The organism is Rhizobium mayense, from assembly GCF_030272705.1.
Taxonomy (GTDB): Bacteria; Pseudomonadota; Alphaproteobacteria; order Rhizobiales; family Rhizobiaceae; genus Rhizobium; species Rhizobium mayense.
Genome location: NZ_JARFYM010000006.1, coordinates 88444 through 101304, shown reverse-complemented (window position 1 = coordinate 101304; position 12861 = coordinate 88444). Strand labels below are relative to the sequence as shown.

Here is a 12861-nt window from a genome sequence, read left to right as displayed (position 1 = left end):
TGGCCCATGAAAATGGCGTCTTGCCTGAAGGAGTTGAGGGCGAATGCGTAAATACTCGGTTTTTGCCGTGGCACGGGAAGCAATGCGGGCTCACAAGGGCTGGGAGGCCCAATGGACCTCGCCGGAGCCGCGCAAGGAGTATGACGTCATCATCATCGGCGCCGGCGGTCATGGCCTGGGTGCCGCCTATTACCTCGCCAAGGAGCACGGCATCACGAATATTGCCGTGATCGAAAAGGGGTGGCTCGGCGGCGGCAATACCGGCCGCAACACGACCATCATCCGCTCGAACTATCTCTATGAAGAGAGCATGCACATCTACGAGCATTCGATGAAGCTCTGGGAGGGGCTTTCTCTGGATCTCAATTATAACGTCATGTATTCGCCGCGTGGCGTGATGATGCTGTCGCACAATATCCACGACCAGCAGTCCTTCAAACGGCATATCCATGCTAACCGGCTCTATGGCATCGACAATGAATGGTTGACGCCGGAGCAGGCCAAGGCCTATTGCCCGCCGCTCGATATTTCGAAGACCGCGCGTTACCCGATCAACGGCGCCGCCCTGCAACGCCGCGGCGGCACGGCGCGACACGATGCGGTCGCCTGGGGTTACGCCCGCGCCGCGTCCGATCGCGGTGTACACATCATCCAGAATTGCGAAGTGACCGGGATCCAACGTGGTCCGGATGGCCGGGTGACCGGCGTCGACACGACCAAGGGCTTCATCGGCGCCAAGAAGATCGGCGTTTCGGCGGCGGGCCACACCACGGTCGTCATGCAGATGGCCGGCGTGCGTGTGCCGCTGCAATCGAGCCCACTTCAGGCGCTGGTTTCCGAGCCACTCAAGCCGATCTTCCCCTGCGTCGTCATGTCCAACACCGTGCATGCCTATATTTCGCAGTCCGACAAGGGCGAACTCGTCATCGGCGCGGGCACGGACCAGTATAATTCTTATAGCCAGACCGGCGGCCTGCAGATCATCACCCATACGCTGGATGCGATCTGCGAGCTCTTCCCGATGTTCCGGCGCGTGAAAATGATGCGCTCCTGGGGCGGCATCGTCGACAATACGCCAGACCGTTCGGCGATCCAGTCGAAAACGCCGGTGCCAGGGCTTTATGTCAATTGCGGCTGGGGGACAGGCGGCTTCAAGGCGACGCCGGGTTCGGCCAATCTATTCGCGCATCTGATCGCCCGCGACGAGCCTCACAGGTTCAATGCCGGACTGACGCTCGATCGCTTCCGTACCGGCCGTTTGATCGACGAGGCGGCGGCTGCCGCCGTGGCGCATTGATGGGTTGTAGCTCTGCGTCCGTCCTCCGGGCTCCGGTTCCGAGCTTTAACATTAGGTAGAAAACGATGCTGCTGATTTACTGCCCCTATTGCGAGGAAGAGCGTTCGGAACTGGAGTTCCGCAACGCCGGCGACGCGCATATCGCGCGGCCAGAAAATATCGCTGGGATTTCCGATGAGGAGTTCGAGGAATATTTCTTCCTGCGGGACAATCCGAAGGGTCTGATCTTCGAGCGCTGGCGGCATATCCATGGCTGCGGCCGCTTCTTCAATGCGGCGCGCGATACGGTCAGCGATCGCTTCTACCGGACTTACAAGGCCGGCGAGCCGAAGCCGGATATTTCGACGCCGCTGCCGGCCGCGCGTGAGCCGGTGGTGCAAGACCAAAATGCACAAGAACACACGGCAGAAGAAGAGGGATTTGCGAAATGAGCGGCGCCAATCGTATTGCGGGCAAGGGCCGTCTGACGCCAGCTAGAACCGCCCGCTTCACCTTTGACGGCAAAAGCTACACGGCGCTGGAGGGCGACACCGTCGCCTCGGCGCTGCTTGCCAACGGCATCCATCTCGTCGGCCGCTCGTTCAAATATCATCGTCCGCGCGGCATCCTGTCGGCGGGCGCAGAAGAGCCGAATGCGCTGCTCGATATTTCCCGCGATTCGGCTCGCCGGCAGCCCAATGTGCGCGCCAGCGTGCAGGAGGTCTTCGATGGCATGAAGGCGCAGTCGCAGAATCGCTGGCCGTCTCTCGCCTTCGATGTCGGCGGCGTCAACAATCTCATGTCGCCCTTCTTTGCTGCCGGCTTCTATTACAAGACCTTCATGTGGCCGAAGGCGGCCTGGAAGCATATTTACGAGCCTTTCATCCGCCGCGCCGCCGGTCTCGGCGTTGCGCCGACCGAGGAAGATCCAGATCATTACGGCAGCCGCTATGCCCATTGCGATGTCCTGGTGGTCGGCGCGGGCATTGCCGGTCTTTCGGCGGCGCTCGCGGCCGCAGAGGCTGGCGCCAAGGTCATTCTCTGCGACGAACAGCCGGAAGCGGGCGGGGCGCTGCGCTTTGACGCAAGCGTCAAGATCGGCGGCGTCGAGGGCTACGTCTGGGCACAGAATGTTGTCGCCAGGCTCCAGTCGATGGACAATGTCGAGGTGCTGACCCGCACGACGGCTTTCGGCTACTACAACCACAATTTTATCGGTCTTGCCGAGCGCGTCACCGATCATATTGCAAAGCCTGGCCGCAATCTGCCGCGCGAGCGTCTTTGGCAGGTCCGCGCCAAGCGCGTCATCATGGCGACGGGCGCGATCGAGCGGCACATGGTGTTTCCGAACAACGACCGTCCTGGCATCATGCTGGCATCCGCGGCGCGCACCTATCTCAATCACTACGGTGTTGCCGTCGGCGCCAAGATCGGCGTCTACACGGCGCATGACTCGGCTTATGAGGCTGCCTTCGATCTGAAGCGCGCCGGCGTATCCGTCGCCGCCATCGTCGACAGCCGTTCGCGTCCGGGCGAGGCCGTGCTTGCCGAGGCGAAGCAGCTCGGCATCGAGGTGCTGACGGATTATGCCGTTGTCGATACTGCCGGCAAGCTTCGCATTTCGTCCATAACGGTGGCACGCAACGGGGGCCGGGGTTCGCGCAAGATCGCGGTCGACGCGCTGCTCGTCTCCGCCGGCTGGACGCCCTCCGTGCATCTGTTCTCGCAGTCGCGCGGCAAGCTGAAATTCGATGCTGAGAGGCAACGCTTCCTGCCGGGCACTTATGTTCAGGATTGTCTTTCGGTCGGTGCCTGCAATGGCACGGACGGCCTGCAGGCGGCGATCGAGGAATCGCTGGCTGTCGGCGAGCTGATGGCGCGGGCAACCGGCGCCAGTGGTGAGGGCAACAAGATCGTGCTGCACGCCGAGCAGGCCTTTGAATGGACCGGCGGCATGATCGGCGCGGCCGAAGGCGCGGGGCCCGATACCAATGCGAAGGCTTTCGTCGACTTCCAGCATGATGTCTGCGCCAAGGACATCCGTCTCGCCGTGCGCGAGGGCATGCATTCGATCGAACATATCAAGCGTTTCACCACCAACGGCATGGCTTCCGATCAGGGTAAGCTTTCCAACATGCATGGCCTGGCGATCGCCGCGGAAATGCTCGGCAAGGATATCCCGCAGGTTGGTCTCACCACCTTCCGCGCACCCTACACCCCGGTGACCTACGGCACGCTGATCAGCCATTCGCGCGGGTCGCTCTTCGATCCCGCGCGCAAGACACCGATGCATGCCTGGGAAGAGGCGCACGGCGCCGTCTTCGAGGACGTCGGCAACTGGAAGCGCGCCTGGTTCTACCCGCGGCCCGGTGAGACCATGCATCAGGCGGTCAATCGCGAATGCCGCACGGCGCGCGAAGTCGCCGGTGTGTTCGACGCCTCGACGCTCGGCAAGATCGAAGTGGTCGGGCCGGATGCAGCAAAGTTCCTGAACCTCATCTACACCAACGCCTGGGATACGCTGAAGCCCGGTCGCTGCCGTTATGGCATCATGACCCGCGAGGATGGCTTCGTCTATGACGACGGCGTCGTCGGGCGCTTGGCCGAGGACCGGTTCCATGTGACGACCACGACCGGCGGTGCGCCGCGCGTGCTGCATCACATGGAAGACTATCTGCAGACCGAGTTCCCGCATCTGAAGGTCTGGCTGACGTCGACGACAGAACAGTGGGCCGTCATCGCCGTACAAGGCCCGAAGGCGCGCGAGATCATTGAGCCTTTGGTAGAGGGGCTGGATCTTTCCAACGAGGCCTTCCCGCATATGAGCGTGGCCGAGTGCACGGTCTGCGGCGTACCGGCACGGCTGTTCCGCGTCTCCTTTACCGGCGAAGTCGGCTTTGAAATCAACGTACCGGCCGATTACGGCCAGTCCGTATGGGAAGCCGTCTGGGCTCGCGCCGAGCCGATGGGCGTCTGCGCCTACGGTACAGAGACCATGCACGTGTTGCGCGCTGAAAAGGGTTACATCATCGTCGGCCAGGATACCGACGGCACGGTGACGCCAGGCGATGCCGGGCTTTCCTGGGCCGTCTCCAAGAAGAAGACCGATTTCGTCGGCATTCGCGGCCTGAAACGACCGGATCTGGTCAAAGAAGGCCGCAAGCAGCTTGTCGGTCTCGTCACCCGCGATCCGAAGGTGGTGTTGGAGGAGGGTGCGCAGATTGTCGCCGATCCGAACGAGCCGAAGCCGATGACCATGCTCGGCCACGTCACCTCGGCCTACTGGTCGGAGAATCTGGGCCATTCCATCGCTTTCGCCTTGGTCGCCGGCGGCCGAGAGCGCATGGGCAAGACGCTCTATGTGCCGATGCCCGACAAGACGATCGCCGTCGAGGTGACGGATCTGGTGTTCTTTGACAAGGAAGGAGGCCGGATCAATGGCTGATGTCGCAACCCGCAAACTGCCGCTCGCCGGCCGCCACGGCGGCGCTGCTACCGTCCGCCTAACGGCGGCGGCGCCTGCCAGCCGTATATCGCTCCGCGCGCCTGTCGATTCGATACCCGGCCTGTCCTGGGCCCTCAAGCTGGATATACCGCAGCGGCCAAAGACATCTTCGCACAAGGACGGCCGCTATGCCCTTTGGCTCGGACCGGACGAATGGCTCATCATCGACGAAAGCGGCGCCGATCTGCTCGGCCTTCCGGGCGATGCAGGGGTTCTCTACGCGGCGACCGATATTTCGCACCGAAACACGGCAATCATCGTTTCCGGCCCTGGCGCTGAAACGACGCTCGCCGGCGGCTGCCCGCAGGATCTGTCGCTGCAGGCTTTCCCCGTCGGGGCCTGCTCGCGCACATTGTTCGGCAAGGCGGAAGTCGTGCTGCTGCGGCTCGACGAGGAGACATTCCGCGTCGAAGTCTGGCGTTCCTTTTCCGACTACGCCTTTGGCCTTCTGGCCGAAACGGCGGAGGATGCGGGGCTTTAGGCACCGCAGGCTTTAGCAAGCAAAGTTAAGATCAGTATCAGCTTGGTGCATGAAGCCGATAGTTGTGTAATCGAGCTTGTTTGCCGCAAAATTCGGTCGCATACTGGTTGTAATGGCGAGTATTTCACAACATTCGCCTTCAATCAGTGTACCGTCGTGCGCGACACAAGGGTCATGTTCATGGGCTCAGACAAGGAAGGCTTTGAAGTCGATTCTCAGTCATGGACGGGGATGGGGGTGCAGTCGGAAAACTCGCAATCCCCGGTGCGAAGTGAATATTTTAATATAGATTATATGTGCCGTTTATGTTTGTGGTTAAGTTTGGGGCAAATAGCCTTTCGTACAATAGAGAAGATTATATCTGAGGAATTTTCTCTGAGTTTTCTGTACACAAAGCCGGGCTTAAGTTTCTATATAATTCATATTTCATTTGCGGCGATCGCGTTTGTAATTCTTTTCTTGAGAAAAATGCCTCGCGATTCAAAAAAGCCTTAAGCCTCTTCGGGCCGGTCCTTCGGGTCGAATTGCGAGATAGTCGTCCATGTCGCGGTCAGGGCAGGTTTGCGCTCATTCTCGATTTCGACGCTGACCTCGTAGGTCAGCATCATCATGCTGGCGCCGCGAAGCCGCGTTTCGGCGAGCGTGAAACGGCCGCGCACGCGGGCGCCGCATTTGACCGGCGACATGAAGCGGATCTTTTCGAAGCCGTAGTTGATGCCGAGTGTCTGCTCGCGGATTTTCGGCAGGCCGCTATAGTTCATCGCCGAGAGCAGCGAGAGCGTCAGGAAGCCATGCGCGATAGTGCCGCCATAGGGCGTTTCGGCCTTGGCGCGTTCGGGATCGACATGGATGAACTGATGGTCGAGCGTCGCGTCGGCGAAGGTGTCGATCATCGTCTGATCGACCGTGATCCAGTCGGAGACGCCGATCTCGGTCCCGACCAGCCTCATGATCTCAACAAGCGAAATATCGCTGGGCATTCTATCCTCGTAAGGCACTACTGCTTCTGCCGAGCCTTCTGGCGGAAAAGGCCGAAAAGTCAACGGGTTCAGTTTTCGATGAGAAAGCTGACCGAGCGCGCCGGGACGATGATAGCGCCTTGAACCGCCGTCGTCTCCTTCGGAGTGAGCAGCGACCACCCTGCCTTGGCCGATGGCGGTAGCTTGAAGTCCTGTTCCTCGTTAGCGCGGTTGAGCAGCATGGCGAGACGGGTCTTCTTGCCGCTATTGCGATCTTCGGTCCCGATCGCCATGCCGAGTACGCTGGCAGCCGGCGTCTCCCAATCGGGCACCGTCATTGCCGTGCCCTCAGTGGAGAACCATAGAACGTCGCCGTTGCCGTTGAAAAATTCCATCTCGCCGAAGGCCGTGAAGCGGCGGCGGATGCTAGCGAGCCAGGCGGTGTGGCCAATCAACTCCTCGTCCAGCGTCTGCCAGTCCATCCAGGTTATGTCATTGTCCTGGCAATAGGCGTTGTTATTGCCGCGCTGCGTGCGTCCGCCTTCGTCGCCGGCGGTCAGCATGATCGTGCCACGCGTTGCAAAGAGTGTGGAGAGCAGGGCCTCAATGTCGGTGCGGCGTTTGCGGAGAATCGCCGGATCGTCCGTCTTGCCTTCGACGCCGTTGTTCCAGGAGAAGTTTTCATTGTGGCCGTCGCGATTGTTCTCGCCGTTCGCCTCATTGTGCTTCTGTGCATAGGAGACGATGTCCATCAGCGTGAAGCCGTCATGGGCGGCGAGGAAGTTGACGCTGCGGGTCTGGGTGCGGTCGTCGCGGCCGAAAAAAGAGGAGGAGCCGGCGAGTATGGTGGCGATGTCGCCAATCTTGTGGTGGTCGCCGCGCCAGAAGCAGCGCAGATCGTCACGAGCGCGATCGTTCCATTCGAGGAAAGGAGCCTGAAAATTGCCGAGCTGGTAGCCGCCGGGGCCGATATCCCAGGGCTCGGCAATCATGATGCGATCCTCGAGAATGTCGTCGGCGAAGAGGGACCGTAGCGTCAGGCTTTCCGGATCGAAGCCTTTGGCGGTGCGGCCAAGGACGGTGGCGAGGTCGAAACGGAAGCCGTCGACGCCGGCATGGAGCACGAAATGGCGCAGGCTATCCATGATGAGCTGGCGTGTCGCCGGCTGATCGCAGGCAACGGTATTGCCGGTGCCGGTGTCATTGATCAACGTGCCGGGCCGGTCAGGCTCATGGCGGAAATAGGTAGGATTGTCGAGGCCGCGCAATGACAGCGTCGTGCCCTGACGGTCGCTCTCGCCAGTATGATTGAAGACAAGATCGAGGATGACGGCGATGCCTTCGGCGTGCAGCGCTGCCACCGTTTCGCGCAATTCCCTGACACCACCGGGCGCCAGACGCGGGTCGAGCGCCATGAACGCGACGGGATTGTAACCCCAGCCATTGCTGAGTCCGAGCGGGGGTAGATGCCGTTCGTCGATCCAGGCTACGATCGGCATCAGCTCGACGGCGTCGACATGCAGTCGTTTGAGATGGGCGATGACGGCTGGGTGAGCGAGGGCGGCCAGCGTGCCGCGCTTTTCTGTCGGCACGTCCGGATGCAGCATGGTGAAAGGCTTGACGGCGATTTCGTAGATCACGCCGCCGGGTTGGAACAGTGGTTTGGCCGGCTTCACGGCTACGTCGCGCGAGACGATCGCCTTCGGCATCAGATCCTGCGTGTCCTCGCCGAACACGCCCAACCGTGCATCGTAGCGGAACGGCCGGTCAATTTCCTTTGCGTAGGGATCGACAAGCAGCTTCGACGGGTCGAACCATAGGCCTTGATCCGGATCGTATGAGCCATGAGCACGAAAACCGTAGCGCGCGCCTTCCTTGATGCTGTCCACAGCCAGGCGATGCTCTTCGCCTTCGCGCTTCATCGGTAGACGCGCGATCTCCTTGTGGCCTTCGGCGTCGAACAGGCAGAGTTCGATCTTGTCGGCATGTTTGGACCAAACTGCAAATTCGACACCCGAGTTGGTGAGTGTCGCGCCAAGGCTGCGGATTGTCGGCTCGGACATGTCTCGCGGGCTTTCCGGATGGCTAGAGGCGATACCCTCTCCCCACGTGCTGGGAGAGGGCTAGGGTGCGGGGCGCGTCAGGCAAAAATGTGCAGTCGCGGCGAATTCTGGGAAGGCCCCTCATCCGACCAGTCGCCGCCTCACTTCGTTCGGCAGCTTCTGGCCACCTTCTCCCCGCAGCTGCGGAGAGAAGGGGCTTAAATCGTAGGATCAGGTAATCACTGTCGGCGCGTCGCGACCGGTGCGGCCCTTGATATCGGCGATATCCTGGGCGGCGGCGATGAGGTCGGCTAGTGCTTCCTGAGTTTCGATATTGTGGCGAGTCGGGTCGGGCTCGTAGCGCTCGATATAGACACGCAGGGTCGCGCCGGTCGTGCCGGTACCGGACAGGCGGAAGACGACGCGAGAGCCGCCTTCGAACAGGATGCGGATGCCCTGGTGCTGGCTGACCGATTTGTCGACCGGATCGTGATAGGCAAAATCGTCGGCTGCCGCGACTGTCAGATCGCCGAACTTCGTGCCCGCCAAGGTCGGCAGCTTCTCGCGCAGCGCGCTGATCAGGCCATTGGCGGCATCGGTGTCGACGCCTTCATAGTCGTGACGCGAATAATAGTTGCGGCCATAAGTCGCCCAATGCTGGGTGACGATATCGATGACGCTCTCGCCACGCACGGCAAGAATGTTGAGCCAGAGCAGCACGGCCCAGAGACCGTCCTTTTCGCGGACATGGTTGGAACCGGTGCCGGAGCTTTCCTCGCCACAGATCGTCGCCATGCCGGCGTCGAGCAGATTGCCGAAGAATTTCCAGCCGGTCGGGGTCTCGTAGATGCCGATGCCGCGCTTTTCGGCGACACGGTCGGCGGCTCCGCTGGTCGGCATAGAGCGCGCGATGCCGGCGATGCCGTGCGAATAGCCGGGCGCCAGATTGGCATTGGCGGCAAGGATCGCCAAGCTATCCGACGGCGTGACGTAGATACCCTTGCCGATGATCAGGTTGCGGTCGCCGTCGCCGTCGGATGCCGCGCCGAAATCGGGTGCATCCTCGCCCATCATTTCGTCGTAGAGCTCTTTGCAATAGACCAGATTCGGATCGGGGTGATGGCCGCCGAAATCCGGCAACGGTAGGAAATTGCGGACCGAGCCGCCGGGCGCGCCGAGACGGATTTCGAAGATTTCCTTGGCATAGGGGCCTGTCACCGCGCTCATCGCGTCGAAACAGAGACGGAAGCCGAGGCTGATGAGGTTGCGGATGGCGCCGAAGTCGAACAGCTCTTCCATCAAAGCGGCATAGTCTTCAACCGGGTCGATGACCGAGACGATCATGCCGCCAACGTCTTCGCGGCCGATGCGGTCGAGATTGATGTCGGCGAAATCGGCGATCTTGTAGCTTTCGATGACCTTGGTGCGCTCGTAGATCGCGTCGGTGATCTTTTCCGGCGCCGGGCCGCCATTGCCTATATTGTACTTGATGCCGAAGTCTTCGGTCGGGCCGCCCGGATTGTGGCTGGCGGACAGCACGATGCCGCCGAACGCCTTGTATTTGCGGATGATGTTCGAGGCGGCGGGCGTGGAGAGAATGCCGCCCTTGCCGACCATCACCTTGCCGAAGCCATTGGCGGCGGCCATCTTGATGGCCTTCTGGATGACTTCGCGATTGTAGAAGCGGCCGTCGCCGCCGATGACCAGGCATTTACCCTGGTAGCCTTCGAGCGAATCGAAAATCGACTGGATGAAGTTCTCGGCGTAGTTCGGCTGCTGAAATACGGGAACCTTCTTCCGGAGGCCTGAGGTGCCAGGCTTCTGATCCGCATAGGGTTTGGTGGGAATTGTTTTAATCATCTGGTTAAGCGCCTCTCGAGACAAGGCTGGAGTAGAGGGCTGCATAGCGTTCTGCGCTCTTGCCCCAGGATACGTCGGATTTCATGCCCTGCTTTTGCATCTGCGTCCAGACCTTTCGATCCTGGAAAAGGTGCATGGCGCGGCGTATGGCCTGCAGCAGCCCGTCGGCGGTGACGGGCGAAAACTGAATGCCGGTCGCGACTTTTGCCTGCAGTGCGGCGTGGTTGGCGTCAATGATGGTGTCGTTGAGGCCACCCGTGCGCGCAACGATCGGCAGGCAGCCATAGCGTAAGCCATAAAGCTGCGTGAGGCCACAGGGTTCGAAACGGGACGGGATGATGATGGCGTCGCAGCCGGCTTGCATCAGATGCGACATGGGCTCATTGTAACCGGCGGAGACGCCGACACGGCCGCGATGACGGCCGGCGGCGGCAAATAGCGCGCCTTCGAGCGCTGCATCGCCGGCGCCGAGGATGGCGAGCTTGCCGCCCAGCCGGACGATATCGCCGGAGATGCGGGCGAGCAGATCCATGCCTTTCTGCCAGGTCAGGCGGCTGACAACGCAGAAAATCGGCCCATCATCGTTGTCCAGACCAAAATGCTCGATCACGAGCTTGCGGTTCGCGGTGCGATCTTTCAGGGTAGCGGCTCCGTAGGTCTGCGCGATCATCGGGTCGGTTTCCGGATTCCAGATGCCGTCGTCAATGCCGTTCACAATTCCGTGCAGACTGTTTGCCCGGCTGGCGATGACGCCCTCGAGGCCCATGCCGAATTCCGGCGTCAGGATTTCCTCTGCGTAGGAAGGGCTGACGGTGGTGAGGGCGAGAGCGGTCTGCAGGCCGCCTTTGAGGAAGCCGACATCGCCATAATATTCGACACCTTCTATTGAGAAAGCGTGTGCGGGGAGACGCAAGCCGGGGAAGATATCCGCCCCGAATTGGCCCTGGAAGGCGATATTGTGGATGGTAAGTACGCTCGGCAGTTCCGGCGTCGGATAGTAACGCATGTAGACCGGCACCATGGCCGATTGCCAGTCGTGCACATGCACCAGATCCGGCCGCCAGCCGGGTAGCAGGCCGGCGGCGATTTCCGATCCGGCGAGCGATAAGGCGGCAAAACGCCGCCAGTTGTCAGGATAGTCCTTGCCGGTCGCGTCGACATAGGGGCCGCCGGTGCGGTTGTAGTAGGCCGGCGCGTCGAGCACGAGGAGGGAAATCCCGTCGTGCTCAGCCTCGAAGATCGTCGCCTTTTCGCCGAGCAGATCGGCGAATTCCAGACGAGCCACCGGATTGCGGAGGGCTTTCATGACCGCGGGATAGCCCGGCATCAGGGTCTTCGTCTCGACGCCAAAGGGCTTGAGCGCGATAGGCAGGGCGCCGGCCACATCGGCCAGACCCCCTGTCTTGATCAAAGGGAAGACTTCGGACGAAACCGAAAGAACTTTCATATGTCAGATATCCAGCTTGTCGATCATCGTCTGCGTGATCAGGCAGATACCATTTTCCGTCCTGCGGAAGCGCTTGCCGTCCAGTTCCGGATCCTCGCCGACGACTAGACCTTCCGGAATGGTGACGCCGTGGTCGATGACGACATTCTTCAACTGGGCGCGCCGGCCGACCTTGACGCTCGGCAGCACGACGGCCCCTTCCAGCTTGGAATAGGAATTGGCGCGCACGCCGGTAAACAGCAGGCTGTTCGACAGGGTCGCACCGGAGATGATGCAGTCGCCGGCGACGACGGAGGAGACGGCCGAACCGCGGCGGTCCTCGTCGTCATGAACGAACTTGGCCGGCGGCGTGATTTCGGCATAGGTCCAGATCGGCCAGGATTTGTCGTAGATATCGAGCTCCGGCACGACAGCGGTTAGGTCGATATTGGCCTGCCAGTAGGCGTCGACCGTCCCGACGTCTCGCCAATAGGCCTCGCGCTCGAAATCGGAGCGAACGCAGGACTGCGTAAAGCGATGGGCGATGGCTTTGCCGTTCTTGACGATATCCGGAATGATGTCCTTGCCGAAGTCGCGGCTGGAATTCGGGTCGGCGGCGTCGCGTCGCAGGCAGTCGATCAGGAATTTCGTGTGGAAGACATAGATGCCCATCGACGCGAGCGCGAAACCCGGATTGCCCGGAATGCCCGGCGGGTCGGCCGGCTTCTCGACGAAGTCGATGATCTGGTCCTTGTCGTTGACGTGCATGACGCCGAAGCCGACGGCCTCCATACGGGGCACTTCCAGGCAGCCGACGGTAACGTCAGCGCCGGAATCGACGTGCTGCTGCAGCATCCATTCATAGTCCATCTTGTAGACATGGTCGCCGGCGAGGATGACCATGTATTCCGGACCGTAGGGCTCGATGATGTCGATGTTCTGGTAGACTGCGTCGGCCGTGCCTTCGTACCACTGCGTTTCGGAAACGCGCTGGCTCGCCGGCAGGATGTCGAAGCTTTCGTTACGCTCCGGGCGCAGGAAGTTCCAGCCGCGTTGCAAGTGTCGGATCAGGGAGTGCGCCTTGTACTGTGTAGCGACGCCGATGCGGCGGATACCGGAGTTCAGCGCGTTGGACAGCGCGAAATCAATGATGCGAGCCTTGCCACCAAAGTAGACGGCAGGTTTGGCGCGACGGTCGGTCAGCTCTTTCAGGCGGCTGCCCCGGCCACCGGCAAGAACGTAGGCCATGGCATCGCGCGCCAGTGGCTGGATACGTTTTTCTACCATTTCATTCCTCCCTGTCCTGTTGGTC

Annotated in this window: 9 protein-coding genes; 4 read left to right on the top strand and 5 right to left on the bottom strand. The window is 61.1% G+C overall.

Features of this window, described 5'->3' with window-relative positions; all coding sequences use genetic code 11:
• Positions 1 to 43 precede the first annotated feature (43 nt).
• From PY649_RS10495 to PY649_RS10480, 4 genes are all read left to right on the top strand, one after another.
• On the top strand, positions 44 to 1297 hold the full coding sequence (locus PY649_RS10495; RefSeq protein WP_285868276.1) for a sarcosine oxidase subunit beta family protein: 1254 nt from the start codon (positions 44 to 46) through the stop codon (positions 1295 to 1297).
• A gap of 65 nt (positions 1298 to 1362) precedes the next feature.
• Positions 1363 to 1728, top strand: coding sequence for a sarcosine oxidase subunit delta (locus PY649_RS10490; protein WP_285868275.1), 366 nt, complete (start codon positions 1363 to 1365; stop codon positions 1726 to 1728).
• The gene (locus PY649_RS10485; RefSeq protein WP_285868274.1) at positions 1725 to 4721 is read left to right on the top strand and encodes a sarcosine oxidase subunit alpha; all 2997 of its coding nucleotides are present in this window, start codon (positions 1725 to 1727) and stop codon (positions 4719 to 4721) included. Before PY649_RS10490 ends, PY649_RS10485 begins: the two co-directional genes overlap by 4 nt.
• Positions 4714 to 5262, top strand: coding sequence for a sarcosine oxidase subunit gamma (locus PY649_RS10480; RefSeq protein ID WP_285868273.1), 549 nt, complete (start codon positions 4714 to 4716; stop codon positions 5260 to 5262). Before PY649_RS10485 ends, PY649_RS10480 begins: the two co-directional genes overlap by 8 nt.
• Before the next feature lie 491 nt (positions 5263 to 5753).
• On the opposite strand, the gene PY649_RS10475 is transcribed toward PY649_RS10480, so the two are convergent.
• From PY649_RS10475 to glgC, 5 genes are all read right to left on the bottom strand, one after another.
• Entirely contained in the window at positions 5754 to 6242 is a 489-nt protein-coding gene (locus PY649_RS10475) for a MaoC family dehydratase (RefSeq protein ID WP_285868272.1), read from the bottom strand.
• A gap of 68 nt (positions 6243 to 6310) precedes the next feature.
• Complete coding sequence (gene glgX, locus PY649_RS10470; protein ID WP_285868271.1) at positions 6311 to 8284, bottom strand: glycogen debranching protein GlgX; 1974 nt, start codon at positions 8282 to 8284, stop codon at positions 6311 to 6313.
• A gap of 210 nt (positions 8285 to 8494) precedes the next feature.
• On the bottom strand, positions 8495 to 10123 hold the full coding sequence (locus PY649_RS10465; protein WP_285868269.1) for an alpha-D-glucose phosphate-specific phosphoglucomutase: 1629 nt from the start codon (positions 10121 to 10123) through the stop codon (positions 8495 to 8497).
• Positions 10124 to 10127: 4 nt separating this feature from the next.
• The gene (gene glgA, locus PY649_RS10460; protein WP_285868267.1) at positions 10128 to 11570 is read right to left on the bottom strand and encodes a glycogen synthase GlgA; all 1443 of its coding nucleotides are present in this window, start codon (positions 11568 to 11570) and stop codon (positions 10128 to 10130) included.
• A gap of 3 nt (positions 11571 to 11573) precedes the next feature.
• The gene (gene glgC, locus PY649_RS10455) at positions 11574 to 12836 is read right to left on the bottom strand and encodes a glucose-1-phosphate adenylyltransferase (protein WP_285868265.1); all 1263 of its coding nucleotides are present in this window, start codon (positions 12834 to 12836) and stop codon (positions 11574 to 11576) included.
• Between the last annotated feature and the right edge of the window lie 25 nt (positions 12837 to 12861).

Coding starts and splice junctions, on each gene's coding strand:
- PY649_RS10495 (WP_285868276.1), top strand. CDS start 44: ATGCGTAAATACTCGGTTTTTGCCGTGGCACGGGAAGCAATGCGGGCT.
- PY649_RS10490 (WP_285868275.1), top strand. CDS start 1,363: ATGCTGCTGATTTACTGCCCCTATTGCGAGGAAGAGCGTTCGGAACTG.
- PY649_RS10485 (WP_285868274.1), top strand. CDS start 1,725: ATGAGCGGCGCCAATCGTATTGCGGGCAAGGGCCGTCTGACGCCAGCT.
- PY649_RS10480 (WP_285868273.1), top strand. CDS start 4,714: ATGGCTGATGTCGCAACCCGCAAACTGCCGCTCGCCGGCCGCCACGGC.
- PY649_RS10475 (WP_285868272.1), bottom strand. CDS start 6,242: ATGCCCAGCGATATTTCGCTTGTTGAGATCATGAGGCTGGTCGGGACC.
- glgX (WP_285868271.1), bottom strand. CDS start 8,284: ATGTCCGAGCCGACAATCCGCAGCCTTGGCGCGACACTCACCAACTCG.
- PY649_RS10465 (WP_285868269.1), bottom strand. CDS start 10,123: ATGATTAAAACAATTCCCACCAAACCCTATGCGGATCAGAAGCCTGGC.
- glgA (WP_285868267.1), bottom strand. CDS start 11,570: ATGAAAGTTCTTTCGGTTTCGTCCGAAGTCTTCCCTTTGATCAAGACA.
- glgC (WP_285868265.1), bottom strand. CDS start 12,836: ATGGTAGAAAAACGTATCCAGCCACTGGCGCGCGATGCCATGGCCTAC.